General features: G+C 59.6%; 22 protein-coding genes and 2 pseudogenes. 7 read left to right on the top strand and 17 right to left on the bottom strand.

What is annotated here, in order from left to right; translation table 11 throughout:
* Window positions 1-7 precede the first annotated feature (7 nt).
* Both kdpA and kdpF read right to left on the bottom strand, forming a co-directional pair.
* Entirely contained in the window at window positions 8-1,702 is a 1,695-nt protein-coding gene (gene kdpA / locus GJU48_RS07780) for a potassium-transporting ATPase subunit KdpA (protein WP_094952372.1), read from the bottom strand.
* Window positions 1,703-1,711: 9 nt separating this feature from the next.
* Complete coding sequence (kdpF, locus tag GJU48_RS07775; RefSeq protein ID WP_003218754.1) at window positions 1,712-1,801, bottom strand: K(+)-transporting ATPase subunit F; 90 nt, start codon at window positions 1,799-1,801, stop codon at window positions 1,712-1,714.
* A gap of 385 nt (window positions 1,802-2,186) precedes the next feature.
* On the opposite strand from kdpF, the gene eat reads away from it, so the two are divergent.
* A complete protein-coding gene (gene eat / locus GJU48_RS07770) occupies window positions 2,187-3,551 on the top strand; it encodes an ethanolamine permease (RefSeq protein WP_094952371.1) in 1,365 nt (454 codons plus the stop codon).
* Between the two features lie 109 nt (window positions 3,552-3,660).
* Window positions 3,661-3,828, top strand: coding sequence for a DUF2897 family protein (locus GJU48_RS07765; protein ID WP_083359476.1), 168 nt, complete (start codon window positions 3,661-3,663; stop codon window positions 3,826-3,828).
* Window positions 3,829-3,836: 8 nt separating this feature from the next.
* Here the strand turns inward: GJU48_RS07765 and GJU48_RS07760 are convergent, their stop codons facing one another.
* Together GJU48_RS07760 and GJU48_RS07755 are read right to left on the bottom strand one after the other, a co-directional pair.
* The gene (locus tag GJU48_RS07760; RefSeq protein ID WP_094952370.1) at window positions 3,837-4,685 is read right to left on the bottom strand and encodes an urea carboxylase-associated family protein; all 849 of its coding nucleotides are present in this window, start codon (window positions 4,683-4,685) and stop codon (window positions 3,837-3,839) included.
* A 21-nt stretch (window positions 4,686-4,706) separates the two neighbouring features.
* Complete coding sequence (locus GJU48_RS07755; RefSeq protein WP_094952369.1) at window positions 4,707-5,345, bottom strand: GntR family transcriptional regulator; 639 nt, start codon at window positions 5,343-5,345, stop codon at window positions 4,707-4,709.
* Window positions 5,346-5,477: 132 nt separating this feature from the next.
* Between GJU48_RS07755 and GJU48_RS07750 the strand changes: the two are divergent.
* Window positions 5,478-6,045, top strand: a pseudogene (locus GJU48_RS07750) (TetR/AcrR family transcriptional regulator).
* A 27-nt stretch (window positions 6,046-6,072) separates the two neighbouring features.
* On the opposite strand, the gene GJU48_RS07745 reads toward GJU48_RS07750, so the two are convergent.
* The 13 genes and pseudogenes from GJU48_RS07745 to mtnA all read right to left on the bottom strand — a co-directional run bounded on the left by GJU48_RS07745 (window position 6,073) and on the right by mtnA (window position 21,283).
* A complete protein-coding gene (locus tag GJU48_RS07745) occupies window positions 6,073-6,405 on the bottom strand; it encodes a ComEA family DNA-binding protein (protein WP_094952368.1) in 333 nt (110 codons plus the stop codon).
* A 185-nt stretch (window positions 6,406-6,590) separates the two neighbouring features.
* Window positions 6,591-7,613 (bottom strand): annotated as a pseudogene (locus GJU48_RS07740) (UDP-N-acetylglucosamine 4,6-dehydratase family protein); the annotation flags it as partial.
* A 94-nt stretch (window positions 7,614-7,707) separates the two neighbouring features.
* A complete protein-coding gene (locus tag GJU48_RS07735) occupies window positions 7,708-7,953 on the bottom strand; it encodes a LapA family protein (protein WP_094952933.1) in 246 nt (81 codons plus the stop codon).
* 24 nt (window positions 7,954-7,977) lie between these two features.
* A complete protein-coding gene (gene ihfB / locus GJU48_RS07730) occupies window positions 7,978-8,274 on the bottom strand; it encodes an integration host factor subunit beta (RefSeq protein ID WP_003218804.1) in 297 nt (98 codons plus the stop codon).
* 131 nt (window positions 8,275-8,405) lie between these two features.
* On the bottom strand, window positions 8,406-8,687 hold the full coding sequence (locus tag GJU48_RS07725) for a hypothetical protein (protein WP_094952932.1): 282 nt from the start codon (window positions 8,685-8,687) through the stop codon (window positions 8,406-8,408).
* Between the two features lie 160 nt (window positions 8,688-8,847).
* The gene (rpsA, locus tag GJU48_RS07720; RefSeq protein ID WP_094952931.1) at window positions 8,848-10,542 is read right to left on the bottom strand and encodes a 30S ribosomal protein S1; all 1,695 of its coding nucleotides are present in this window, start codon (window positions 10,540-10,542) and stop codon (window positions 8,848-8,850) included.
* Window positions 10,543-10,661: 119 nt separating this feature from the next.
* Entirely contained in the window at window positions 10,662-11,351 is a 690-nt protein-coding gene (gene cmk / locus GJU48_RS07715) for a (d)CMP kinase (RefSeq protein ID WP_094952930.1), read from the bottom strand.
* Window positions 11,348-13,558 (bottom strand): bifunctional prephenate dehydrogenase/3-phosphoshikimate 1-carboxyvinyltransferase, encoded by a 2,211-nt coding sequence (locus GJU48_RS07710; protein WP_256589301.1) that lies wholly within the window; start codon window positions 13,556-13,558, stop codon window positions 11,348-11,350. Before GJU48_RS07710 ends, cmk begins: the two co-directional genes overlap by 4 nt.
* A gap of 28 nt (window positions 13,559-13,586) precedes the next feature.
* On the bottom strand, window positions 13,587-14,699 hold the full coding sequence (hisC, locus tag GJU48_RS07705; RefSeq protein WP_094952928.1) for a histidinol-phosphate transaminase: 1,113 nt from the start codon (window positions 14,697-14,699) through the stop codon (window positions 13,587-13,589).
* A 9-nt stretch (window positions 14,700-14,708) separates the two neighbouring features.
* Entirely contained in the window at window positions 14,709-15,803 is a 1,095-nt protein-coding gene (pheA, locus tag GJU48_RS07700; protein ID WP_094952927.1) for a prephenate dehydratase, read from the bottom strand.
* The gene (gene serC / locus GJU48_RS07695) at window positions 15,803-16,888 is read right to left on the bottom strand and encodes a 3-phosphoserine/phosphohydroxythreonine transaminase (protein WP_094952926.1); all 1,086 of its coding nucleotides are present in this window, start codon (window positions 16,886-16,888) and stop codon (window positions 15,803-15,805) included. The genes pheA and serC overlap by 1 nt, the downstream gene beginning before the upstream one ends.
* A 244-nt stretch (window positions 16,889-17,132) precedes the next feature.
* Window positions 17,133-19,790 carry a DNA gyrase subunit A gene (gyrA, locus tag GJU48_RS07690; protein WP_094952925.1) on the bottom strand — a complete coding sequence of 886 codons (2,658 nt, stop codon included), beginning with the start codon at window positions 19,788-19,790 and terminating at the stop codon, window positions 17,133-17,135.
* A gap of 422 nt (window positions 19,791-20,212) precedes the next feature.
* A complete protein-coding gene (mtnA, locus tag GJU48_RS07685) occupies window positions 20,213-21,283 on the bottom strand; it encodes an S-methyl-5-thioribose-1-phosphate isomerase (protein WP_094952924.1) in 1,071 nt (356 codons plus the stop codon).
* Window positions 21,284-21,392: 109 nt separating this feature from the next.
* Between mtnA and GJU48_RS07680 the strand changes: the two genes are divergently transcribed.
* From GJU48_RS07680 to GJU48_RS07665, 4 genes are all read left to right on the top strand, one after another.
* The gene (locus tag GJU48_RS07680; RefSeq protein WP_094952923.1) at window positions 21,393-22,724 is read left to right on the top strand and encodes a TRZ/ATZ family hydrolase; all 1,332 of its coding nucleotides are present in this window, start codon (window positions 21,393-21,395) and stop codon (window positions 22,722-22,724) included.
* A 63-nt stretch (window positions 22,725-22,787) separates the two neighbouring features.
* Window positions 22,788-23,486, top strand: coding sequence for a bifunctional 2-polyprenyl-6-hydroxyphenol methylase/3-demethylubiquinol 3-O-methyltransferase UbiG (ubiG, locus tag GJU48_RS07675; RefSeq protein ID WP_094952922.1), 699 nt, complete (start codon window positions 22,788-22,790; stop codon window positions 23,484-23,486).
* A gap of 4 nt (window positions 23,487-23,490) precedes the next feature.
* Window positions 23,491-24,162 carry an N-acetylmuramic acid 6-phosphate phosphatase MupP gene (mupP, locus tag GJU48_RS07670; protein WP_094952921.1) on the top strand — a complete coding sequence of 224 codons (672 nt, stop codon included), beginning with the start codon at window positions 23,491-23,493 and terminating at the stop codon, window positions 24,160-24,162.
* Window positions 24,163-24,339: 177 nt separating this feature from the next.
* Window positions 24,340-25,080, top strand: coding sequence for a YciK family oxidoreductase (locus tag GJU48_RS07665; protein WP_094952920.1), 741 nt, complete (start codon window positions 24,340-24,342; stop codon window positions 25,078-25,080).
* Window positions 25,081-26,196: the final 1,116 nt, after the last annotated feature.

The following is a 26,196-nucleotide window of genomic DNA, read 5'->3' as shown; positions in this document are numbered from 1 at the left end:
ATATCCCTCAGAAGCCCATGCTCAAATGTTCAGCGATTGGGCCCAGTGCCAGTGTCGGCAGGAAAGTCAGGCCGCCCACCAGCAAAATGGTCACGGTCAACAGGGTCACGAACAGCGGACCATGGGTGGGGAAGCTGTTCTGGCCAATCGGTGCGGTCTTTTTCATCGCCAGGCTGCCGGCCAGGGCCAGTACCGGGAGGATGTAGCCGAAGCGGCCGATCAACATGCCCAGGCCCATCATCAGGTTATGAAACGTGGTGTTGCCACTGAAGCCGCCGAACGCCGAACCGTTGTTGGCACTGGCCGAGGTGTAGGCGTACAGCAACTGGCTGAAACCGTGAGGGCCGGGGTTGCTGATGGCACCCGCCGGGCCAGGCAGGCTGGCGGCGATGGCGCCCAGTACCAGCGTGCCCACCGGCATGACCAGCAAGGTCACCACCAGCAATTGCACTTCCTTGGCCTGCAGCTTCTTGCCCAGGTATTCCGGGGTGCGGCCGATCATCAGGCCGGCGAGGAACACCGCGATCAACACGTTGAGCAACATGCCGTACATACCGGCGCCGACGCCGCCGAAGATCACTTCGCCGACCATCATGTTGACCAGCGCCACCATGCCGCTCAGCGGGTTGAGGCTGTCGTGCATGCCGTTGACCGAACCATTGGACGCCGCCGTGGTGGTGACCGACCACAACACAGTGGCGGTGGTACCGAAGCGCACTTCTTTACCTTCCAGCGGCGCGGCTTGCTCAACGGCTGGATTGTTCAGGGTCGGGTTGGGCTGGTATTCGGCCCCCAACGAGGTCGCGCCGCCGATCAGGAACAGGGCCAGCATGCAGCCGAGGATCGCCCGGCTCTGACGCAGGTCTTTCACGTAATGGCCGAAGGTAAACACCAGCGCCACCGGGATCAGGATGATCGCCGACAACTCGAACAGGTTGGCCCAAGCGGTCGGGTTCTCAAACGGGTGCGCCGAGTTGACGCCGAAGAAACCACCACCGTTGGTGCCCAGTTGCTTGATTGCAATCTGGCTCGCAGCCGGGCCCAGTGGGATCACCTGGTCAACGCCCTGCATCGTCACGGCGCTCACATAGTGAGCGAAGGTTTGCGGTACGCCCTGCCACACCAGGAACAGCGCAAACACCAGGCACATCGGCAGCAGGCCGTAGAGGGTAGCGCGGGTCATGTCGACCCAGAAGTTACCCAAGGTCTTGGTGGATTTGCGACCGATACCGCGGCAAAGGGCGACCAGCACGGCCAGGCCGGTGGCGGCACTGACGAAGTTCTGCACGGTCAGGCCGACCATCTGGATGAGGTAGCTCAGGGACGCCTCACCGCTGTAGTTCTGCCAGTTGGTGTTGGTCATGAAACTGACCGCGGTGTTGAAGGCCAGGGTCCATTCCTGGCCCGGCAATTTCTGCGGGTTCAGTGGGAGGTAGTCCTGGAACAGCAGGATCGCGAACAGCAACACAAAACCTGCCAGGTTGAACGCCAGCAACGCCAGCATGTACTTCTGCCAGCTCTGTTCCTGATGTTCATCCACGCCCGACAAGCGATAACACGCGCGCTCGACGGGGCCGAGCACTGGCGTGAGCCAAGTGCGCTGACCTTCCATCACCTTGTAGTAGAACCGCCCCAGGAACGGTGCCGGCACCAGCACCACGGCAAAGAAGGCGATGATCAGCCAATAGTCATAACTGTGCATAGCCTGCTCCTAGTTCCGATCCGCGCGTAACAGCGCAACCAGCAGATAAATGAACAGCGCCACGGCCAATAGCAGTGACACCCCGTCCAGAACGCTCATGGAAGTCTCTCCGTTTTGCGGCGATTGCCGCGTGTGGGGCAATTGTCCGCAGGAGTGGCGTAAAGGAACGAGAGCGACGGCAGGGGCGGGGCGTAAAGACGGCGTAAAGAGTGGGTTTATGCGGGGTTTACAGGAGGGTTTTCGACGACTGGGTGGGCCTCATCGCGGGCAAGCCCGGCTCCCACACGGACCGCAGTGGGGCGGGCTTGCCCGCGATGGCGGCGGCGAGGTCGCCACCGCCCCCATCTGGTGCGACGCTGGCAATTTTCAAACGCCAAACCATTCCCTTGACGACAGTTCGGCGCCTTTACGACACCGCATCGCGCAGTGGCATGGCCGCTGCAACACCCTGAATCATTCCAAACCGTTCAGGGAGCGCAACACGATGAACACACAACTCAAACCCACCTTGGGCACCCTGCATTTGTGGGGCATCGCCGTCGGGCTGGTGATATCCGGCGAATACTTTGGCTGGAGCTACGGCTGGGGCGTGGCCGGTACGCTGGGCTTTTTGGTGACCTCACTGATGGTCGCCGCCATGTACACCTGCTTTATATTCAGTTTCACCGAGCTGACTACCGCGATTCCTCACGCTGGCGGGCCGTTTGCCTACAGTCGTCGCGCCTTTGGTGAGAAAGGCGGCTTGATCGCCGGCCTTGCGACGTTGATCGAATTCGTCTTCGCACCGCCCGCTATTGCCCTGGCGATCGGGGCGTATCTGAATGTGCAGTTTCCGGCCCTGGACCCCAAACACGCGGCCGTGGGTGCCTACATCGTGTTCATGGGCCTGAATATTCTCGGCGTGAAGCTCGCGGCCACCTTCGAGCTGGTGGTGTGCGTGCTCGCCGTCGCTGAATTGCTGGTGTTCATGGGCGTGGTCGCGCCGGCTTTCAGCTTCAGCAACTTCGCCCTGAATGGCTGGGCCGGTTCCGATACCTTCGGCGCGCCAGCCATTGCCGGGATGTTTGCGGCGATTCCCTTCGCCATCTGGTTCTTCCTCGCCATCGAAGGCGCGGCCATGGCCACCGAGGAAGCCATAGACCCCAAGCGCACCATTCCAAAAGCCTACATCAGCGGCATCCTGACGTTGGTGATCCTGGCCATGGGTGTGATGTTCTTCGCGGGCGGCGTGGGCGACTGGCGCACCCTGTCGAACATCAACGATCCGTTGCCGCAAGCGATGAAAACCGTGGTGGGCGACAGCTCCGGCTGGCTGCACATGCTGGTGTGGATCGGCCTGTTCGGCCTGGTGGCGAGTTTCCACGGCATCATCCTCGGTTACTCGCGCCAGTTCTTCGCCCTGGCCCGTGCCGGTTACTTGCCGTCGTTCCTGGCCAAACTGTCGCGTTTTCAGACTCCGCACCGGGCAATCATCGCCGGTGGCGTGGTCGGCATCGCGGCGATCTACAGCGACGGCCTGATCAACCTGGGCGGCATGACCTTGACCGCCGCCATGATCACCATGGCAGTGTTCGGGGCCATCGTGATGTACATCATGAGCATGCTCAGCCTGTTCAAACTGCGTAAGACCGAACCGCTGCTGGAGCGCACCTTCCGTGCGCCGGGCTACCCAATCGTGCCGGGCATCGCTTTGGTACTGGCGGTGGTGTGCCTGGTGGCAATGGCCTGGTTCAACGCACTGATCGGGCTGATATTCCTCGGTTTCATGCTGGTGGGGTTCATCTACTTCCAGCTGACCGCGCAAGACCGTGCCGATGCACCGGCGGATGCGATGTTGACTGGCCTTTAAGACCTTGAGCAGGAACGGGCCTACAATGAACTACTAAGAACGCCCGTTACTCAAAGCAGCAATGACCGTGGGAAATTTACCCACGGTTTGCTGCCTCAAGGAGAGCCCTATGCCGTGGTATGCCTGGTTGATTTTAGTGGTCGCGATCGGTTCGATCGTCGGTGGTTTGTTGATGCTGCGTGACAGCGCCAACAAGGTGGAACTCACCGACGAACAGCGCAAGCGCGTGGCCGAGCGCAACGCACAAGCGGACTCAAAAGACGCACAAGACCGCTGAACCTGCCGCTACTCCCAATCCGCCTTGGCGATATGCAACCCGTGCTGGCCTTTATAGGCCGCACGCTCGGGCTGGCTCCAGCCTTTGAGCAACTCATCCTCCAACCGATAGATCTCCACCCCCAGCGGGCGACACACCGTCAGCGGGTCTTGCGCGTCTGGCCCCCACATCGGCAACGACAGATCCCCGCCCGGGCAAGTCGACAGTGCGCAGAGCACATCAATCTCGGCAAAAAACTCCAAGTAGTCGCCCTTCTGCGCCGGGCAGGCTTTCATGAAGTACATGTCGTCGTGATTGAGGCCGGTGCACTGGAAGATATTCAGCACGTCGTGCACATCAAATTCGGTCAGGCCGTAGGGAAGCACGGCGCGCGTCAGGTTTGAATGGCAATGGTGATGAAAGTCTTCGCCGGTGAGCATGCGGTTCACATACGGGTCGCAGCGCGTACCGAGCAAGTCGTGCAGGCGCCCGCCATGTTCATCGATGCCGTAGCTCGCCAGGCTGTCATCGGTGATGGTCACCAACGGCCGCAGAAACGGCAGGTTCGACCACAGCCGGTCATGGGTGCTGACATGCGCGCCTTGCAACTGGCGGGTGCGCGCCGCCCACAAGCGTTCGCGCGGGTCGTTGGCGTTCCACACATTGAAGTCGCCGACCTGCGGCCCCACCGGCGTGGTGACACGGAACACATGCCCGGCCGGCACCTTCCATGCCCTGCCCGTGCGAATCGGCACTTCAAACTGCTCGATTAACGTGCGTTTATCCGCCTGGTCACGAATGCGTTCGTAGAACGCCGTGTCCACCTGCAGCGCCGACCCCTTACTGACCTGGTAAGCGGCGGGATAGTCTTTGTACATGGTGAAGATCCTCGATCAGGGTTAGGTAAACAGGCTTAATGTCAGACGCTGCGAATCATCCAGGTACAGGCTCATCGCTTGGCCTGCCGCCGGTTTATCCGCTTGGGCCAATAATTCGTAAATTTCGCGATCGCGCTCCAACCAGGGCGCCTGGAAACGCTGCTCATCGGGTGCCGCGCAAAACACCAGCCGCAGTTGGGCAATGACTTGGGCGAAAAACTCATCAAACAATGGGCTGCGCATCAGCCCAACAACCTGCTGGTGGAACACCAGGCTGTGCGTCGCCACGGCGCGCCAATCTTCACGCTCCCGGGCCAGGGTGGTGGCCTCAATGGCGTTTTGCATGCGCTCGGCCTGATCAAAGGTCAACGCTGCGCTCTGGGCGATGGCCTGCAATTCAAGGGTTCGGCGCACGACGAACAGATCACGCACTTCGTCGCGCTCCAGCCGCCGCACCATCACACCTTTGTTGCGCACGTAGCGAGTGAGCCCCTCCTGCCCCAGACGATGCAGCGCCTCGCGGATCGTATTGCGCGAGGCGTTGTAGGCCTTGACCAGATCAACCTCGACCAACGCCATCCCTGGTAACAGCCGCCCAGCAATGATGTCGGCACGCAGTTCCAGGGCAATCTGATCGGCTAAAGACAAACTGAGCGTCATGACCACCTCATGATTGTTGAACAATCCCTGCTGAAGGCATAAACACTTTTCATGCCAAGATCGCCGAGGGTTGCTTGGGTGTGTAAAACGGTTTAACCCGTTAAAATGCACACTGGTTCACGAGGCAGTCCTATGCGTTATTCAGCAGACCATAAAGCCCAGACCCATCAACGCATCATCAAGGAAGCCTCCGTGCGCTTTCGCCGCGACGGTATCGGCGCCACCGGCCTGCAGCCGTTGATGAAAGCGTTGAACCTGACGCACGGCGGGTTTTATTCACATTTCAAATCCAGTGGAAAAAGCCCTGCAGGCTGCTGCTGCGCAATTGGATGCCCATTGCGAAATGCTGTTCAGCCAGGAGCGGCCGTTGGAGGCGTTCATCGACAGCTACCTGCCTGAATGGCACAAGGCCTCACCGGCAGAAGGCTGCCCGCTGCCAACCATGTCTTCGGAACTGGGCCTCAGAGGCCAACATAGCTCGACCACCGATGCGGTACTGGGTGCTCGGTTGAAGCAGGTCGAAGCGGCCCTGGGCAACGCGAATGCCGATGAACAAAGCCTGGTGATGATGTCGACGCTGGTAGGTGCTCTGGTACTGTCCAGGAGTGTCGAGAGCCCGCAATTGGCGACGCAGATCATGAATGTAGTACGCGCCAGTTTGAAAGCGCAGGTTGCAGAGGATGAAAAGGCCGGTCAGTGACCGGCCTCCTTAGCTGCTTTCACATCCTCAATTGATCACCAGCCTGTCGCGATTTTTCTCCAGCAACGCCTTGCCGATGCCCTTTACTTCCAACAACTCATCCACGGCCGTAAACGGGCCGTTGCTTTCGCGGTAGGCGATGATCGCCTTGGCCTTGGCCGCGCCGATGCCGAAGAGGTCACGTCGCAGGGTCTCGGCGTCGGCCGCGTTCAGGTTGACCTGGGCAGACTGCTCGGCCTTGGGCATCTGCGCGGTGATGGGGGTCGGGGCTTCGGGCTTGATAGAAGGGGCTGCGTTGACGGCAACCGAAAGCGTGGTGAGTAAAGCGAAGATCAGCGAAGAGATGTAAGTGTTTTGCATTGGTGACGCTCCATGACATCGGTAGAAGAAAAGCAGCTTTCCGAAGCTGCTTCTCAAACTTAGGTCATGTTGGGCGTTCGTCAAAAACGCTTGAGTAACAGCGTGTTAAATCAAGGTTCCAGACGGCGCTGCTGGAAGATCAGGTCGACGATGCGTCAAAAACGCTTGAGTAACAGCGTGTTAAATCAAGGTTCCAGACGGCGCTGCTGGAAGATCAGGTCGACGATTTCGCCGTCCGGTGAGTAGCCGCTGACCGTATCGCGCAGCAGCTGTCGAACGCGGGAATAATCGTCCTGATCCACCGCCACCAGCAGTTCACTCAGCTTGCCCTTGAGCAGATCCCAGGCCAGATGGTCTTCATTGGCACTCATGATCATCGGGTGCTGGGTGGCAACGACGTTGTCGCCAATCAGTAACTCTTCGTAAAGTTTTTCACCCGGGCGCAGTCCAGAAAACTCGATGGCGATATCGCCGTGCGGGTTTCTATCGGAGCGCACACTCAGGCCCGACAGGTGAATCATCTTCTCCGCGAGTTCGACAATTTTTACCGGTTCGCCCATGTCCAACACGAATACATCACCGCCCAGTCCCATGGAACCGGCCTGAATCACCAGTTGCGCAGCTTCCGGGATGGTCATGAAGTAGCGGGTTATTTTCGGGTGAGTGACCGTCACCGGCCCACCCGACTTGATCTGCTTGTGAAACAGCGGAATCACCGAACCAGACGAGCCGAGCACATTGCCGAAGCGCACCATGGTGAATCGGGTTTTGTTAACGCGCGAGACGTTTGAATTGTCGCTGAACAACACAGGCGCTATCTCACGACTGAGGGCTTGCAGGGTCATCTCGGCGAGGCGTTTGGTACTGCCCATGACATTGGTCGGACGGACCGCTTTGTCGGTGGAGATCAGCACAAAATTGGCCACACCTGCCTGCAATGCAGCTTGGGCCGTGTTCAGGGTGCCAATGACATTATTCAACACACCTTCGGCAATATTGTGCTCGACCATCGGCACATGTTTGTACGCGGCAGCATGATAAACGGTGCTGACGTGCCAGGCTTTCATCACATCAAGCAACTTGGACTGATTGCGTACCGAACCCAGGATCGGCAACACCTTGACCGGCAACGACTCGCGATTGATGCGTTCTTCCAGTTCACACAGAATGCTGTAGAGATTGAACTCACTGTGTTCGAACAAAACCAAAGCCCTCAAACAGCGCGTGCTTCACAAGAGGATTAACGAAAAGGAATAGCCTCCCCTACCCAACCCACAAGGGCGAGCAGTAGCGAAGAGGACATTATCCGCGCGCAGCAGACGCTCGCTTATTACGACGGCCACTGGCGGCCAAAAGGCAAAATAACGGACCTATCAACAACCCGACGATCAGCGCAGCCACAACATACACCGCCACCGGCAATTGCATGGTGGTCCACCCCAGGAACGAAAGAGAGACGCCTTGTTGGTTTTCCAACACAAAGCCCAACACCACCAGCGCGACAGCCAGCACTGCCAGCACCAGAACAACGCGTTTAATCCCACGCATAACTTACTCCTACCCCAAAACCACTCAGACGCCTTCTTCCTCGTCTTCGTTCACTCGATCCCGCAACTCCTTGCCCGGCTTGAAGTGCGGCACAAACTTGCCGTCGAGGCTGACGGACTGCCCGGTTTTCGGGTTACGGCCCACACGCGGTGCGCGGTAGTGCAAGGAAAAGCTACCAAAGCCCCGGATCTCGATTCGATCCCCAGTGGCCAAGCATTGGGACATTTGCTCAAGCATGGTCTTGATAGCCAGTTCTACATCCTTGGATGAAAGCAGCCCTTGATGGGTGACAATTCGTTCGATTAACTCCGACTTCGTCATATTTTTCCCTTCTTTTTCAAGCAGCTAGGAAAAGCGCTTCAGAGGTTTTAGCATGACTTGGTGAATTTGAACAGCCCACACCCTAACTTATCTGCAGGTTCGTTTTACGCCCATAAAAAGTGCCAGCGCCCTCATTTGCAGATCACCAGCATCGTACGGGTCACCGCGCCAGCCGGGTTCCAGCCAAACAGATAGTCACCCTCTTCATCCTTGGCGTCGCTGGAACGAGCTACAACCTTGTAGCCCTGCATCTTGCACTCGCGGGCAGCACGCTTCTCACACTTCTCCCAATTGGAGCCAAGCCCTGAACAGTCAATCTCGATGCCGCTGACGCCGTGCCTGGCGTGAGTCTTGGCACTGGTGGAGCAGCCAGCAAGCAGCATCATTGAGAAAACGACAATAAACCTGTTCATTCAAATCCTTATTGAAGCAACAACACGAAATAGCGCGTATGAAAACTATAGTCAGTTCTGACACCCCGCTGTAAGACTTGGTTCGAGGTTGTTGATTCAACAAATTTCAGGCACAAAAAAGGGCGACCGAAGTCGCCCTTTTTCTATGGTCTGACAGAACTTAGTTCTGTTTTTCCATCTGTGCACGCAGCAGGTCGCCCAGAGTGGTAGGACCAGCAGAAGGCTCAGACGAAGCTGGCTTATCGCGCAGGCTTTGAATGGCTTCTTTCTCTTCGATCTCGTCTTTCGACTTGATGGAGAGCTGGATTACGCGGCTCTTGCGGTCAACGCTGATGATCTTGGCTTCTACTTCCTGGCCTTCTTTCAGAACGTTACGCGCGTCTTCAACGCGGTCACGGCTGATTTCGGAGGCTTTCAGAGTCGCTTCGATATCGTCGGCCAGAGTGATGATGGCGCCTTTGGCGTCAACTTCTTTCACGATGCCTTTAACGATTGCGCCTTTGTCGTTCTCTTGAACGTACTCGGAGAACGGATCGCTTTCCAGTTGCTTGATACCCAGGGAGATGCGCTCGCGCTCTGGGTCAACCGACAGGATAACGGTGTCCAGCTCGTCGCCCTTCTTGAAACGACGAACAGCTTCTTCGCCAACTTCGTTCCAGGAGATGTCGGACAGGTGAACCAGGCCGTCGATGCCGCCGTCCAGACCAATGAAGATACCGAAATCGGTGATCGACTTGATGGTGCCGGAGATTTTATCGCCCTTGTTGAACTGGCCAGAGAAATCTTCCCATGGGTTAGATTTGCACTGCTTGATGCCCAGGGAGATACGACGACGCTCTTCGTCGATGTCCAGAACCATAACTTCCACTTCGTCGCCGACTTGTACGACTTTCGAAGGGTGGATGTTTTTGTTGGTCCAGTCCATTTCGGAAACGTGTACCAGGCCTTCCACGCCTTCTTCCAGCTCTGCGAAGCAGCCGTAGTCGGTCAGGTTGGTAACACGCGCGGTTACGCGAGTGCTTTCTGGGTAACGAGCTTTGATAGCAACCCATGGATCTTCGCCCAGCTGCTTCAAGCCCAGGGAAACGCGGTTACGCTCACGATCGTACTTCAGAACCTTGACATCGATCTCGTCGCCAACGTTGACGATTTCGGAAGGATGCTTGATACGCTTCCAAGCCATGTCGGTAATGTGCAGCAGGCCATCGACGCCACCCAGATCGACGAATGCGCCGTAATCGGTGAGGTTCTTGACGATACCTTTGACTTGTTGGCCTTCCTGCAGGGATTCCAGCAGAGCTTCACGCTCGGCGGAGTTCTCTGCTTCCAGCACGCTGCGACGGGAAACGACAACGTTGTTGCGCTTCTGGTCGAGCTTGATGACCTTGAATTCGAGTTCTTTGCCTTCCAAGTGCGTGGTGTCGCGCACTGGACGAACGTCGACCAAAGAACCTGGCAGGAACGCACGGATGCCGTTAACGTCGACAGTGAAGCCGCCTTTAACCTTACCGTTGATAACGCCCTTGACCACTTCTTCAGCTGCGAAGGCTGCTTCGAGAACAATCCAGCATTCAGCGCGCTTGGCTTTTTCACGGGACAGCTTGGTTTCACCGAAACCGTCTTCAACCGAGTCCAGAGCAACGTGAACTTCGTCACCGACATTGATAGTCAGGTCGCCAGCATCGTTGTAGAACTGTTCCAGCGGGATCAGAGCTTCAGACTTCAGACCAGCGTGAACGGTTACCCAGCGAGCTTGGTAATCGATATCAACGATAACACCGGTGATGATGGAGCCAGCCTGAAGGTTCAGGGTTTTTAGGCTTTCTTCAAAGAGTTCCGCAAAGCTTTCGCTCATTTTAATTCCTGTTGATAAGGGCGAAGAATACGCCCATCTCCACACCCCAGACGGTGTGGGTTAGTTTCAATTAGAAGAAGCACCGCAGGACTATGACTGGTCCCCTGCAGCCTTCTTGGTCACCCGGCGATATCGCGAATGGCGATTTCACTCAAGATGCGTTCCAGCACCTGCTCGATGGACAACTCCGTGGAATCCAGCTGTATGGCGTCAGCCGCCGGCTTAAGCGGGGCTACCGCACGCTGGGTATCACGCTCATCGCGTGCACGGATCTCATCTAGCAGACTCGACAGACTAACACCATCGACTTTTTCCTTCAACTGCAAGTAACGGCGGCGAGCCCGTTCCTCGGCGCTGGCGGTCAGGAAAATCTTCAGCGGCGCTTCCGGAAACACCACGGTGCCCATGTCACGACCATCGGCGACAAGACCCGGCGGCTCCTGAAAAGCCCGCTGACGCTGCAGCAATGCGTCACGCACGGCCGGCAGCGCGGCAACCTGGGAAGCCCAGGAACCGACTTGTTCGTTGCGCAGATCATCGGTGACGTCATCGCCTTCAAGGATGATGCGCTGCGGATGACCTTCCGTCGCGCCGACGAACTGCACATCCAGGTGCGCCGCCAGCAGCTTCAGGGATTCTTCGTTGGTCAGGTCGACGCCATGGTTGCGTGCGGCAAACGCCAGCACGCGGTACAGCGCGCCGGAATCGAGCAGGCACCAACCCAGGCGCTTGGCCAGAATGCCGGCGATGGTGCCTTTGCCCGAGCCGCTTGGCCCGTCGATGGTAATCACCGGTGCTTTGATATTCACAATTGAGCCTCTTGGGCAACACGGATGCCGACATGGGCACACAGTGTAAGAAAATTCGGAAAAGATGTAGCTACATTGGCGCAGTCACGAATACGAATCGGCGCAGTAGCCCGTAAGGACGCCACGCTGAAGGCCATGGCAATCCGGTGGTCGCCATGGGCATGCACGTCGCCCCCGCCTATCAGGCCCCCGTCAATGATAATCCCATCAGGTGTCGGTTCACACTTCACGCCCAATGCCAACAGACCGTCGGCCATGACCTGAATACGGTCGGACTCTTTCACGCGCAGCTCTGCAGCGCCGCGCAATACAGTGCGGCCCTCAGCGCAGGCCGCCGCGACGAACAACACCGGGAACTCATCAATAGCCAGCGACACCAACGCCTCAGGAATCTCGATGCCCTTCAGCGCAGCAGCACGCACGCGCAGGTCCGCAACCGGTTCACCGCCGACCTCACGCAGGTTTTCCAGGGTGATATCCGCGCCCATCAGCCGCAGGATATCGATCACCCCGGTACGTGTCGGGTTGATCCCCACATGCTCCAGCAACAACTCGGAGCCTTCGGCAATCGACGCCGCCACCAAGAAGAATGCAGAAGAAGAAATATCCCCCGGCACCTCAATATGCGTGGCGGTCAATGCATGGCCCGACTCGATCGACGCCGTAGCGCCCTGCACCTGCACCGGGTACCCGAAGCCGCGCAGCATTCGCTCGGTATGATCACGGGTCGGGGCCGGCTCAGTCACCGAGGTTTTACCCTCGGCGTACAAACCTGCCAGCAACAGGCAGGATTTGACCTGCGCACTGGCCATCGGCAGCGTGTAGGTCAGCCCCTTCAATGCCTGGCCACCGCGAATGGTCAACGGCGGGTGCCCTTGCGGCCCGGTCTCGATCACGGCTCCCATTTCCCGCAGCGGCGTGACCACGCGGCTCATTGGGCGCTTGGACAGTGAAGCATCACCGGTCAAGACACTGTCGAAGCTCTGCGCCGCCAGCAACCCGGACAGCAGGCGCATGGACGTCCCGGAGTTACCCAGGTAAATCGGCCCCGGCGCTGGTTTCAAGCCATGCAAGCCAACGCCATGAATGGTCACGCGCCCATGGTGCGGCCCTTCAATCACCACGCCCATGTCACGAAACGCCTGCAAGGTTGCCAGGGCATCTTCACCTTCAAGAAAACCTTCAACCTCGGTCACACCATCGGCCAATGAACCAAGCATGATCGAGCGATGGGAGATCGACTTGTCGCCCGGCATCCGAATCTGCCCGCTCAAGCGGCCACCCGGGCTGGCGAGAAAGGTCAGCTCATCGGCGTTCACGGCAGTTTCCATGTAGGCCCGGCGAGCCAGGATCTTGCTGAAATGCTCACGCGCCACCCTTGCACGGGTGAAAACGCCCAGTAATTGATGGCCGTCCCCGGCATCCACCGCGTCGCGCAAGGCGTCGAGGTCACTGCGGAAGGTGTCCAGGGTGCGCAATACCGCCTCGCGATTGGCAAGGAAGATGTCGTGCCACATCACCGGGTCGCTGCCGGCAATGCGCGTGAAATCGCGGAAGCCACCGGCGGCGTAGCGGAAAATGTCGAGGTTTTCGTTACGCTTGGCCAGCGAATCCACTAGACCAAACGCCAGCAGATGCGGCAAATGACTGGTCGCCGCCAGCACTTCGTCGTGGCGCTCGACCTGCATATGCTCGACATCCGCGCCCAGCTCGCGCCACAGCCGATCAACCACAGCCAACGCCGCCGGATCGGTTTGCTCAAGTGGCGTCAGGATCACCTTATGGCGGCGGAACAGCTGCGCATTGGACGCCTCCACCCCGCTCTGCTCGGAACCGGCAATCGGGTGGCCCGGCACAAAACGCGCCGGCATGCCGCCAAACGCGAGTTGTGCCGCGCGCACCACATTGCCTTTGGCACTGCCGACGTCCGTCAGGATCGCCTGGCCCAAGTCCATCTCGGCCAGCAAAGCCAGCAGCTTCTCCATGGCCAGAATCGGCACAGCGAGCTGGATCACATCCGCGCCCTGGCATGCGAGCGCCAGGTCAGCTTCACAGCGATCCACCACGCCCAACTCAACCGCCAACTTGCGCGATTGTGGGTCCAGGTCCACACCGACCACTTCGCCGCACAACCCGCTTTCACGCAGGCCTTTGGCGAAGGAGCCGCCGATCAACCCCAGACCGACCACCACCAAGCGACCGACCATAGGCACAGCAGGTTGCAATGCAGTGACATCAACCACGAGCCAGAACCTTGGCCAACGCCTCCAGGAAGCGGCTGTTTTCCGCCGGCAAACCGATGGTGATACGCAGGTGGTTCGGCATGCCGTAGTTGGCCACCGGGCGCACAATCACGCCTTCGCGCAGCAGGCCCTGAAAGACCGGCGCAGCCGGTTGACCAAGGTCGACGCAAATGAAGTTGCCCTTGGACGGAATCCAGCCCAAGCCCAACTCACGGAAGCCTTCCTGCAGTTGCAGCATGCCGCTTTCGTTGATGCGACGGCCTTCTTCCAGGTATTCGGCATCCTTCACCGCCGCACAGGCCGCCGCCAGGGCGAGGCTGTTGACGTTGAACGGTTGGCGCACGCGGTTCAGCACATCGGCCACCACCGCCGTGGACAGGCCGTAACCCAACCGCAGCGAGGCCAGGCCATAGGCCTTGGAGAACGTACGCGACACCAGCAGGTTCGGGTAAGCCGCGAGGAAATCCAGGCCGTCCGGCAGGTCGCTGCCTTCGGCGTACTCGATGTAGGCCTCGTCCAGCACTACCAGCACGTGCTCCGGTACGTCTTGCAGAAAGTCGTTCAACGCCTGCGCATCAAACCAGGTGCCGGTCGGGTTGTTAGGGTTGGCGATAAACACCACACGGGTCTGGGCGTCGATGGCCGCCAGCATGGCCGGCAGGTCATGCCCCCAATCCTTGGCCGGAATAACGCGCGCGTCAGCACCCACCGCCTGAGTGACAATCGGATAGACGGCAAAAGCGTGCTCGCTGAACACCGCATTCAAGCCAGGCGCGAGGTAGGCGCGGCCGACCAACTCAAGAATGTCGTTGGAACCGTTACCCAAGGTCACTTGGTTCAGCTCGACCCGGCAGTTTTCCGCCAGCAGGGACTTGAGGGCAAAACCGTTACCGTCCGGATAGCGGGTCAGCTCAGCCAGCGCTTCACGAATCGCCGCCAACACCTTGGGGCTTGGGCCCAGCGGGTTTTCGTTGCTGGCCAGCTTTACGATCTTCGACGGGTCCAGGTTCAACTCACGCGCCAGCTCGTCCACAGGCTTGCCTGGAACGTAAGGCGACAGTTGTTGCACGCCCGGCTGAGCCAGGGTGAGGAAGTTGCCACTCATGTTAAAGCCTCACAAAACCGCTTTCGGGTAAGAGCCCAGCACCTTGAGTGCTACGGCTTCCTGACTGATTTTCTCCAGCACACCTTTAACCAGTGGGTCGCGGTGATGGCCGATGAAGTCGATAAAGAACACATAAGTCCATTTACCGCTGCGCGAAGGGCGCGTCTCGATTCGCGTCAGGTCAATCCCGTTGTCGTGGAACGGCACCAGCAGCTCATGCAGCGCGCCGGGCTTGTTGCTCATGGAGACGATGATCGAAGTCTTGTCGTCGCCGGTCGGCGGCACTTCCTGGCTGCCGATCATCAAGAAGCGCGTGGAGTTGTCCGGGCGGTCCTCGATTTTCTCGGCCAGACGCGTCAGGCCGTACAGGCCAGCGGCCATATCGCCGGCAATCGCCGCCGAATTCCACTCACCCTTGACCCGCTTGGCCGCTTCGGCGTTGCTGGACACCGCCACGCGCTCGACATTCGGGTAATGGGCGTCCAGCCACTTGCGGCACTGGGCCAGGGACTGAGCGTGGGAGTAGATACGGCTGATGCTGTCGGTCTTGGTGTTCTCGCCCACCAGCAAGTGGTGGTGGATACGCAGCTCAACTTCACCGCAGATCACCATGTCGTGCTCAAGGAAGCTGTCCAGCGTGTGGTTGACCGCGCCTTCAGTGGAGTTCTCCACCGGCACCACGCCAAAGTTCACCGCACCAGCGGCCACTTCACGAAACACTTCGTCGATCGCCGCCATCGGCTTGCTGATCACGGCGTGGCCGAAGTGCTTCATGGCTGCTGCTTGGGTGAAGGTGCCCTCAGGGCCGAGGTAAGCCACTTTCAGCGGCTGCTCCAGTGCCAGGCACGAAGACATGATTTCACGGAACAACCGCGCCATCTCTTCGTTGCCCAGCGGGCCCTGGTTGCGCTCCATGACGCGCTTGAGCACCTGGGCTTCGCGCTCAGGCCGGTAGAATACCGGCACTTCGCCTTCCGCCAGAGACGCCATCTTCACTCGTGCAACTTCCTGGGCGCACCGCGCGCGCTCACTGATCAGCTCCAGGACTTTCTCGTCCAGGCTGTCAATGCGTACGCGCAGAGCTTTGAGTTCTTGCTCAGACATTAGCCGTGTTCCTTTTCGAACTCTGCCATGTAGGCCACCAGCGCCTTGATGGCGTTGATGTCGACAGCGTTGTAGATGGAGGCGCGCATGCCACCTACCGAACGGTGGCCCTTGAGGTTCAGCAGGCCACGTGCGTCGGCACCGGCCAGGAATGGCTTGTCCAGACGGTCGTCAGCCAGACGGAACGGCACGTTCATCCACGAGCGGTCGGTCAGGTTGATCGGGTTGCTGTACAGGCCGCTGGCGTCGATGAAGTCGTACAGGGTGCGCTTCTTCTCTTCGTTGAGCTTGCCCATGGCGGCGACACCGCCCTGCTCTTTGAGCCACTCGAACACCAGGCCCGACAGGTACCAGGCGAACGCCGGCGGGGTGTTGTACATCGAACCATTATCGGCCGCGACCTTGTAGTTGAGCATGGTCGGGCACACCGAGCGCGCGCGACCCAGCAGGTCTTCACGGACGATGTTGACCAGGATACCGCTGGGGCCGATGTTCTTCTGCGCGCCGGCGTAGATCATGCCGTACTGGGACACATCAATCGGGCGCGAGAGGATGTCCGAGGACATGTCGCACACCAGCGGCACATCACCCACTTGCGGCACCCAGTCGAATTCCAGGCCGCCGATGGTTTCGTTGGCTACGTAGTGAACGTAGGCAGCATCCTTCGACAGCTTCCATTCGTTCTGACCGGGAATGGCGAAGTAGTCGTAAGGCTTGGCGGTGCCGGCCACATTGACGTGACCATAGCGCGAGGCCTCTTCAATCGCCTTCTGCCCCCAGATACCGGTGTCGATATAGTCGGCGGTGCCGTCTTCCGGCAGCAGGTTCAGCGGGATCTGGGCGAACTGCTGGCTCGCGCCGCCCTGCAGGAACAGCACTTTGTAGTTGGAGGGGATGCCCAGCAAGTCGCGCAGATCCTGCTCGGCCTTGGTGGCGATGGACACGAACTCATCGCTGCGATGGCTCATTTCCATCACAGAGAGGCCTTTTCCATGCCAGTCGAGGAGTTCACCCTGCGCGCGCTGCAGGACTGCTTCAGGAAGCGCCGCGGGACCGGCACAGAAGTTATAGGCTCTCTTGCTCACATCCAATCTCACTCTGATCTGGTTGGGGCTGCAATCATGTTCGGCAACAACCTTTATCTGAAGCAAACCCACGCGGGAGTTGGCTTGCCTGCGATACAGGCACCTCGGTAGTTCAACGGGTACCGCGGTGATGCTATCGCAGGCAAGCCAGCTCCCACAGGGAACGGCCCCAGACAAAAGCCAAGTATTTCAAAGGGGACAAACAACAAGGGGGCGAATCTTCATCCGCCCCCTGTGTGTCCGCTTATTCCTGCGGTTCTTCTTCGTCTGCGGCAGCATCGAGGGTTGGCTCGTCGACGTGGTCATCGCCGGTTGCGATCACCTCGCCGTCAAACACTTCACCTTCTTCCAGCTCTTCGCCTTCGACTTCCGACGGTTCCTGCACACGCTCCAGGCCGACCAGTTTTTCGTCCTTGGCCAGCTTGATCAGCGTCACGCCTTGGGTGTTGCGACCCAGGCTCGACACTTCAGCCACACGGGTACGTACCAGGGTGCCCTGGTCGGAAATCAGCATGATTTCCTCGCCATCGAGCACCTGGACCGCGCCGACCAGACGGCCGTTGCGATCGTTGCTGACCATGGCGATAACGCCCTGGCCGCCACGCTTGTACTCCGGGAACTCGCTGATGGCAGTACGTTTGCCATAACCGCGCTCGGAAGCGGTGAGGATCTGGCTGCCTTCTTCCGGGATCAGCATCGAAATCAGCTTCTGCCCTTCCGGCAGACGCATGCCGCGCACACCGCGAGCGGTACGGCCCATGGCACGCACGTCGGATTCCTTGAAGCGAGTCACTTTGCCGCCGTCGGAGAACAGCATGACTTCACGCTCGCCATCGGTGATGGCAGCGGAGATCAGCACGTCGCCTTCATCCAGCTCCAGGGCGATCAGGCCCACGCTGCGCTGACGGCTGAAGGATTCCAGCGGAGTCTTCTTCACGGTGCCTTTGGCGGTCGCCATGAAGATGAAGTGACCTTCGGTGTATTCGTCAACCGGCAGCATGGTGGTGATGTATTCATCACTGTCCAGCGGCAGCAGGTTAACCAGCGGGCGACCACGGGCGGCGCGCGAGGCTTCCGGGATTTCGTAGGTTTTCAGCCAGTACACTTTGCCTTTGCTGGAGAACAGCAACAGCGTGGTGTGGCTGTTGGCGACGAGCAGGTGAGCGATGTAGTCCTCATCCTTCACGCCAGTAGCCGACTTACCTTTACCGCCACGACGCTGAGCCTGGTACGCAGCCAACGGCTGGGTCTTGGCGTAGCCACCGTGGGAGATGGTCACCACACGCTCTTCTTCCGGGATCATGTCACCCAGGGTCAGGTCGAGACGGGCATCGAGGATTTCGGTGCGGCGCACGTCGCCGTACTCGGCACGGATCACTTCCAGTTCTTCGCGGATCACTTCCATCAGGCGCACAGCGCTGCTGAGGATGCGGATCAACTCGCCGATCTGGTTGAGGATCTCCTGGTACTCGGCCAGCAGCTTCTCGTGCTCCAGACCGGTCAGGCGGTGCAGACGCAGTTCCAGGATGGCCTGGGCCTGTTCCGGCGACAGGAAGTACTTGCCGTCGCGCAGACCGTATTGCGGGTCCAGGGTCTCCGGGCGGCACGAATCGGCACCGGCACGTTCAACCATCGCCACGACGGCGCTGGATTCCCACGGCATCTTGATCAGCGCTTCTTTAGCTTCCGACGGCGTCGGCGAAGCCTTGATCAGCGCGATAACCGGGTCGATGTTCGACAGCGCAACCGCCTGGCCTTCCAGGATGTGGCCGCGCTCACGCGCTTTGCGCAGTTCGAACACGGTACGGCGGGTGACCACTTCGCGACGGTGACGCACGAAGGCTTCCAGCAGATCCTTGAGGTTCAGGATGCGCGGGCGACCGTCGATCAGGGCAACCACGTTGATACCAAACACGCTTTGCAGCTGGGTCTGGGCGTAGAGGTTGTTGAGGATCACCTCAGGCACTTCGCCACGACGCAGCTCGATCACCACGCGCATACCGTCTTTGTCGGACTCATCGCGCAGCTCGGTGATGCCTTCCAGCTTCTTCTCTTTAACCAGCTCGGCGATCTTCTCGATCAGACGCGCCTTGTTCAACTGGTATGGGAGTTCGGTGATGACGATCTGCTGGCGGCCACCGACCTTGTCGATGTCTTCGATCATCGAGCGGGCGCGCATGTAAATGCGGCCGCGACCGGTGCGATAGGCTTCGATGATGCCGGCGCGACCGTTGATGATCGCGGCGGTCGGGAAGTCCGGACCGGGGATGTATTGCATCAGCTCATCGATGGTCAGCTCAGGGTTGTCGATGAGCGCCAGGCAACCGTCGATGACTTCACCGAGGTTGTGCGGCGGGATGTTGGTGGCCATGCCCACGGCGATACCGCTGGAACCGTTGACCAGCAGGTTGGGAATACGGGTTGGCATGACCGCCGGGATCATTTCGGTGCCGTCGTAGTTCGGCACCCAGTCCACGGTTTCTTTATGCAGGTCGGCCAGCAGCTCGTGCGCCAGCTTGGTCATGCGCACTTCGGTGTATCGCATGGCCGCGGCGTTGTCGCCGTCGACCGAACCGAAGTTACCCTGGCCGTCTACCAGCAGGTAGCGCAGGGAAAACGGCTGGGCCATCCGAACGATGGTGTCGTACACCGCAGTGTCGCCGTGAGGGTGATACTTACCGATCACGTCACCGACAACACGGGCAGATTTCTTGTACGGCTTGTTCCAGTCGTTACCCAGCTCGCTCATCGCGAACAGCACACGCCGGTGCACGGGCTTCAAGCCATCGCGCGCATCAGGCAGTGCCCGCCCGACAATTACGCTCATCGCGTAGTCGAGGTAGGACTGTTTCAGCTCGTCTTCGATATTGACCGGGAGGATTTCTTTGGCCAGTTCGCCCATGAGAAGCCTGATTCCTTTTTCGGGTGAAACCTCGTCACATCCTATGGGACGAACGAAGCTCGCCGCTGCCGGCAGAGTGCCTGACAACGACTTACGACAAATCAACGAGTTATGACACGGATCTGCACGTTATAGGCGGCCCCTTGAGGCAGCCCTGGAAACCGCCGGATGTTATCACAATCGCCGCCACGCACCTATCCCCCTGATGCGCATGGAGCATAGTAAGTTGACGGATGACAGGCTTGAAGGCGACGAGAGAGGCTCAGAGATAGGGTGGTGCTATTTTTCCGGGGCAGATGCGAGGGGTTTATTGACTTTTAAGGCCAATCGCGGGCAAGCCCGCTCCCACCTGTTGATTTGTGAACACAGTGAGTGTGGGAGCTGGCTGGCCTGCGATGACGGTTCCACAGACAGCAAAGCCCTCAATGCAGGCGCTTACGGCACATCAACTTGGCCAGCTTGGCCGTATCCGGACGCTCAACAACGCCCTTTTCCGTGACGATCACATCAATCAGATCGGCTGGCGTCACGTCAAATACCGGATTAAAAGCAGCCACCTCCAAGCGCTGCCCCATGACATCCAACAATTCACCGGGATCACGCTCTTCCAGCGCGACGTCATCGCCCGTTGCCATCATCAAATCCAGCGTCGAACTCGGCGCCACCACCATAAAACGCACGCCGTGGTGCATGGCGCACACGGCTAACTGGTAAGTGCCGATCTTGCTTACCACATCACCATTGGCGGCAATGCAGTCGGCGCCGACAACCACCCAGGTCACCCCTTTGGTCTTGAGGATATGCGCGCCGGCCGAGTCAGTATTCACCGTGACCGGGATGCCCTCGCCCGCCAGCTCCCACGCCGTCAGCCGCGAACCTTGCAGCCAAGGCCGCGTTTCGTTGACGTAGACACGCTCGACCAAGCCTTCCAGGAAGGCCGCACGAATCACCCCGAGGGCCGTGCCGACACCGCCGGTCGCCAGTGCGCCAGTATTGCCATGGGTCAGGATCGCCTGGGGGTTGCCCTGGTGCTTGCGAATCCGCTCAAGACCCAGTTGGGCCATGACCACATTGGCTTCCCGGTCGCTTTCATGGATCCCAATGGCTTCGGCTTCCAGCGCCGCCAGCGGGTCGGCGTGCTTGCTGACGCGGTCCAGGCGATCACGCATGCGCTTCAAAGCCCAGAACAGGTTCGACGCCGTCGGACGGGTATCGGCCAATAGCGCGTAGCCTTCTTCCCACGCAGCCTGCCAGTCACCGCCTTCAGCCATGGATTCACGGGCGGCGAGCACCAGGCCATAGGCGGCGCTGATACCAATGGCCGAGGCGCCGCGCACTACCATCGTGCGTATGGCATCGGCTACTTCAGCCACAGTAGTGCAGGCAACCCAGGATTCCTGAGACGGCAAGGCACGCTGATCGAGCAGGTGCAGCGCGCCATCACGCCATTGGATGGCCTTCACTTTCTCTGCCGCTAACAGTCGGTCGCGCATCCCTTACCCCGCACTCATGAACAAAAGCCGCCGATTATAGCGATCCGCCAGCCTGGACGCTCGGGTATACTTCGCCCTTCTTTTATAGCTGCCCGGGAAGAAGCCTGCGATGACCTCCACTGCCGCCCCGCTCGACGTGTTGCTGCTGCCCACCTGGCTGGTACCTGTCGAACCTGCCGGCGTGGTGTTCAAGGAATACGGCCTGGGCATTCGCGATGGGCGCATCGCCTTTATCGGGCCACGGGCCGCCGCACTGAAGCTTTCGGCCACCGAAGTGCGCGAGCTGCCGGGCATGCTGCTCAGCCCCGGCCTGATCAATGCCCACGGCCATGCGGCGATGAGCCTGTTCCGCGGGCTGGCCGATGATTTGCCGCTGATGACCTGGCTGGAAAAGCACATCTGGCCCGCCGAGGCCAAGTGGGTCGATGAAGCCTTCGTGCGCGACGGCACCGACCTGGCCATCGCCGAGCAGCTCAAGGGCGGCATCACGTGCTTTTCCGACATGTATTTCTACCCCAAGGTCGCCAGCGACTGCGTACACAACAGCGGCATGCGCGCGCAGATCGCGATTCCGATCCTCGACTTCCCGATTCCCGGCGCCAGCACGGCCGATGAGGCGATTCGCCAGGGTGTAGAGCTGTTCGGCGACCTCAAGCACCACCCACGTATCAAGATCACCTTCGGCCCGCACGCGCCCTACACCGTGTGCGATGAGAACCTGGAGAAGATCCGCATCATCGCCGAGGAGCTGGACGCGGCCATCCACATGCACGTGCATGAAACCGCTTTTGAAGTGCAGCAAGCCGTCGAGCAGACCGGTGAACGCCCCTTGGCGCGCCTGGGCCGCCTCGGCTTGCTCGGCCCGCGCTTCCAGGCCGTTCATATGACCCAAATCAGCGAGGACGACCTGGCTTTGCTGGTAGAAAGCAACACCAGCATCATCCATTGCCCGGAATCGAACCTGAAACTGGCCAGCGGCTTTTGCCCGGTGGAGCGTCTGTGGCAGGCTGGCGTCAATGTGGCGATCGGCACCGACGGCGCCGCCAGCAACAATGACCTGGACCTGTTGGGCGAAACCCGTACCGCCGCGATGCTGGCCAAGGCCGTCGCCGGCTCGGCCACCGCCCTGGATGCCCACCGTGCCCTGCGTATGGCCACGCTCAACGGCGCACGGGCCATGGGCCTGGAAAGCGAGATAGGCTCGCTGGAGGTCGGCAAGGCCGCCGATATCGTGGCCTTTGATCTTTCAGGGCTGGCGCAACAACCGATCTACGATCCGGTCTCACAGCTTATATATGCCACCGGACGCGATTGTGTGAAACACCTTTGGGTCGCCGGCAAGCAGTTGCTCGACGACCGGCAATTGACCCGCATGGATGAACAACAGTTGACCACCACGGCCATTGCCTGGGGCCAGCGCATCAGCGGGCACAGCGAATAACGCAGGGTTTGAACCTACGCTTGAACATCTGCAAACCGATTTATCAGATTTAGAGGATTCACCATGAGCAACGTCGACCACGCCGAAATCGCCAAATTCGAAGCCCTGGCCCACCGCTGGTGGGACCGTGAAAGCGAGTTCAAACCGCTGCACGACATCAACCCGCTGCGGGTCAACTGGATTGACGAACGCGTCAACCTGGCCGACAAGAAGGTGCTGGACGTTGGTTGCGGCGGCGGCATCCTCAGCGAAGCGATGGCCCAGCGTGGCGCCACGGTAATGGGTATCGACATGGGCGAAGCCCCGCTGGCCGTGGCCCAGTTGCACCAGCTGGAGTCCGGTGTGAGCGTGGAATACCGCCAGATCACCGCCGAAGCCCTGGCCGAAGAAATGCCTGAGCAGTTCGACGTGATCACCTGCCTTGAGATGCTCGAGCACGTACCGGACCCGTCCTCAGTGATCCGCGCCTGCTTCCGCATGGTCAAGCCGGGCGGCCAGGTGTTCTTCTCCACCATCAACCGCAACCCCAAGGCCTACCTGTTCGCGATCATCGGCGCCGAATACATCATGAAGCTGCTGCCGCGAGGCACCCACGACTTCAAAAAATTCATCCGCCCTTCCGAACTGGGCGCCTGGAGCCGTCAGGCCGGGCTGACCGTCAAAGACATCATCGGCCTGACCTACAACCCGCTGACCAAGCACTACAAGCTGGCCAGCGACGTTGACGTCAACTACATGATCCAGACCCTGCGCGAGGAGTAAGCCTGTGAAGTTGCGAGCGGTTCTCTTCGATATGGACGGTACCTTGCTGGACACCGCGCCGGACTTCATCGCGATCTGCCAGGCGATGCGCGCCGATCGCGGCCTGGCGCCGATCAACGACCAGCACATCCGCGATGAAATCTCCGGTGGTGCGCGGGCGATGGTTGCCGTGACCTTCTCGATGGACCCGGAATCCCCAGGCTTTGAAGAACTGCGCCTGGAATTCCTGGAGCGCTACCTCAAGGGCTGCGCGGTCCACAGCAAACTGTTCGACGGCATGGCCGAGCTGCTGGAAGACATCGAAAAATCCAAGCTGGTGTGGGGCGTGGTCACCAACAAGCCGCTGCGCTTTGCCGAGCCGATCATGCAGCAGCTGGGCCTGGCCGAGCGTTCGGCGCTGTTGATCTGCCCGGACCACGTGAAGAACAGCAAGCCGGACCCTGAGCCGTTGATCCTGGCGTGCAAGATGCTCGACCTGGACCCGGCCAGCGTGCTGTTCGTGGGCGATGACCTGCGCGACATCGAATCCGGCCGCGACGCCGGCACCCGCACCGCAGCAGTCACGTTCGGCTACATCCACCCGGACGACAACCCACGCAACTGGGGCGCCGATGTGGTGGTGGATCACCCGCTGGAACTGCGCAAGGTGCTGGATAACGCACTGTGCAGTTGCTGAGTGTTCGCAGATCTCACCAACACTGAGATCAATGTGGGAGCTGGCTTGCCTGCGATGGCTGAGTACCTGTCGCCACAGGTGCTGGCTGGCAGACCGCTACCGCAGGCAAGCCAGCTCCCATCTGAAATGGATTCCACTTCAAGAGCTGTATCAGCTTGAATTCTGTCGAGGCTATTTATGTTTGATTACTGCGCACGTCCAGAACTGCTCAAAGGCCGCGTGATCCTGGTGACCGGTGCCGGTCGCGGGATTGGCGCGGCGGCGGCGAAAACCTATGCCGCCCATGGCGCCACCGTGCTGTTGCTGGGTAAGACCGAAGCCAACCTGGCCCAGGTGTACGACGAGATCGAAGCGGCCGGCCAACCGCAACCGGTGGTGATTCCGTTCAACCTGGAGACCGCCCTGCCCCATCAATACGATGAGCTGGCCGCGATGATCGAAAAAGAATTCGGCCGCCTCGACGGCCTGCTGCACAACGCCTCGATCATCGGCCCACGCACGCCGATCGAGCAGTTGTCCGGTGAGAATTTCATGCGGGTGATGCACGTCAACGTCAACGCGATGTTCATGCTGACCAGCACCTTGCTGCCGCTGCTCAAGCTGTCCCAGGATGCGTCGGTGGTGTTCACCTCCAGCAGCGTCGGGCGCAAAGGCCGGGCGTACTGGGGCGCTTATGGCGTGTCGAAATTCGCCACTGAAGGCTTGATGCAAACCCTGGCCGATGAGCTTGAGGATGTGGCGGCCGTGCGCTCCAACAGCATCAACCCGGGCGGTACACGCACCAGCATGCGTGCCCAGGCCTACCCAGGCGAGAACCCGATGGAAAGGCCTGCGCCGGAAGAGATCATGCCGGTGTACCTGTACCTGATGGGGCCGGACAGTACCGGCATTAATGGGCAGGCGTTTGATGCGCAGTAATAACTGAAACAACACCACCCAAAATGTGGAACTGGGTTTATGTGGGAACTGGCGTGCCTGCGATGCAGGCACCTCGGTGCATCAGGCATAGCCAGTTGATGCCATCGCAGGCAAGCCAGCTCCCACAGTTAGACTTCGGTGGTTTCAGGCTTTACAGCCTTCCTAGGCGCATCCACCAGCACCGGAATCTCCTTCCCGTCAGCATCAAACAACTTACCGCCGCTGAAGTAATCCCTGAGGGGACGAGTGAGATTCAGCGGATGGTGATTGCGCGGGAGTTGAAGAATTATCAGCTTTGAGGGAATTGGTGTTGTCGAGGGTCTGCTGGGTACATATCCGTTATTGGGGTGATGGCTGATATTGGTTCCGCTCTGCATGAGAAAGCTGCTGACGATCTTGAATGCGATGGTGCGCGATCAAAAGCATTTCGCTGAAATGGCTTGAATTTCGACACGGTTGCTCACTCCGGCTTTGGACGGGGCCGCCGCCATGGGCCATCCTTGGCCCATCGCGGCTAAACCGGCGTCCTGCCGGTTTACCCCGCTCCAAAGCCTGCGTTCGGCCAGCGTGGTTTAACGGGGCGCCTAAGATCAAGATCAAATCAAAAGCAAGAGCACGGCGGCGAATTGTGGGAGGGGCGGTGCGACGGTTCGACTTGCTCCCGATGGCGGTGTGTCAGTTGATGTATCTGGTGAATGGCCCACCGCATTCGCGAGCAAGCCCGCTCCCACATTTTGAGCTCAGTACATCAGGTAGATGTGTGTACTCGGCAAATGTGGGAGCTGGCTTGCCTGCGATGGCATCCTGGTTGCCTGAACACCGAGGTGCTGCATCGCAGCGGTGCGGCGATCCGACAAGCCAGCTCCCACAGAAAAGCAGAGCACTGCGGTGCTGGCAGCTAAACTCGGTCAAAATTGTGGGAGCGGCTTGCTCGCGAAGGCGGTGGGTCAGTTACAATAGCTGACTGACCCACCGCCTTCGCGAGCAAGCCCGCTCCCACATTTGATCTCGGTACATCAGACAGAGAGTGTGCTGCTGTGCTTTTGCCCTGCTTTTGCTTCAACCACTCAGGTCGGCTACTAGGCCGCCGTGCTCTTGCTTTTGATCTTGATCTTG

This window comes from Pseudomonas sp. IB20 (assembly GCF_009707325.1).
Lineage (GTDB): Bacteria > Pseudomonadota > Gammaproteobacteria > Pseudomonadales > Pseudomonadaceae > Aquipseudomonas.
This window is presented reverse-complemented; position numbering and strand designations above follow the sequence as displayed.

Excerpts from the sequence above, each read along its gene's own strand:
- kdpA (WP_094952372.1), bottom strand. The coding sequence starts at position 1,702 with ATGCACAGTTATGACTATTGGCTGATCATCGCCTTCTTTGCCGTGGTG.
- kdpF (WP_003218754.1), bottom strand. The coding sequence starts at position 1,801 with ATGAGCGTTCTGGACGGGGTGTCACTGCTATTGGCCGTGGCGCTGTTC.
- eat (WP_094952371.1), top strand. The coding sequence starts at position 2,187 with ATGAACACACAACTCAAACCCACCTTGGGCACCCTGCATTTGTGGGGC.
- GJU48_RS07765 (WP_083359476.1), top strand. The coding sequence starts at position 3,661 with ATGCCGTGGTATGCCTGGTTGATTTTAGTGGTCGCGATCGGTTCGATC.
- GJU48_RS07760 (WP_094952370.1), bottom strand. The coding sequence starts at position 4,685 with ATGTACAAAGACTATCCCGCCGCTTACCAGGTCAGTAAGGGGTCGGCG.
- GJU48_RS07755 (WP_094952369.1), bottom strand. The coding sequence starts at position 5,345 with ATGACGCTCAGTTTGTCTTTAGCCGATCAGATTGCCCTGGAACTGCGT.
- GJU48_RS07745 (WP_094952368.1), bottom strand. The coding sequence starts at position 6,405 with ATGCAAAACACTTACATCTCTTCGCTGATCTTCGCTTTACTCACCACG.
- GJU48_RS07735 (WP_094952933.1), bottom strand. The coding sequence starts at position 7,953 with ATGCGTGGGATTAAACGCGTTGTTCTGGTGCTGGCAGTGCTGGCTGTC.
- ihfB (WP_003218804.1), bottom strand. The coding sequence starts at position 8,274 with ATGACGAAGTCGGAGTTAATCGAACGAATTGTCACCCATCAAGGGCTG.
- GJU48_RS07725 (WP_094952932.1), bottom strand. The coding sequence starts at position 8,687 with ATGAACAGGTTTATTGTCGTTTTCTCAATGATGCTGCTTGCTGGCTGC.
- rpsA (WP_094952931.1), bottom strand. The coding sequence starts at position 10,542 with ATGAGCGAAAGCTTTGCGGAACTCTTTGAAGAAAGCCTAAAAACCCTG.
- GJU48_RS07710 (WP_256589301.1), bottom strand. The coding sequence starts at position 13,558 with ATGGTCGGTCGCTTGGTGGTGGTCGGTCTGGGGTTGATCGGCGGCTCC.
- hisC (WP_094952928.1), bottom strand. The coding sequence starts at position 14,699 with ATGAGTGGCAACTTCCTCACCCTGGCTCAGCCGGGCGTGCAACAACTG.
- pheA (WP_094952927.1), bottom strand. The coding sequence starts at position 15,803 with ATGTCTGAGCAAGAACTCAAAGCTCTGCGCGTACGCATTGACAGCCTG.
- gyrA (WP_094952925.1), bottom strand. The coding sequence starts at position 19,790 with ATGGGCGAACTGGCCAAAGAAATCCTCCCGGTCAATATCGAAGACGAG.
- mtnA (WP_094952924.1), bottom strand. The coding sequence starts at position 21,283 with ATGCGCGACCGACTGTTAGCGGCAGAGAAAGTGAAGGCCATCCAATGG.
- GJU48_RS07680 (WP_094952923.1), top strand. The coding sequence starts at position 21,393 with ATGACCTCCACTGCCGCCCCGCTCGACGTGTTGCTGCTGCCCACCTGG.
- ubiG (WP_094952922.1), top strand. The coding sequence starts at position 22,788 with ATGAGCAACGTCGACCACGCCGAAATCGCCAAATTCGAAGCCCTGGCC.
- GJU48_RS07665 (WP_094952920.1), top strand. The coding sequence starts at position 24,340 with ATGTTTGATTACTGCGCACGTCCAGAACTGCTCAAAGGCCGCGTGATC.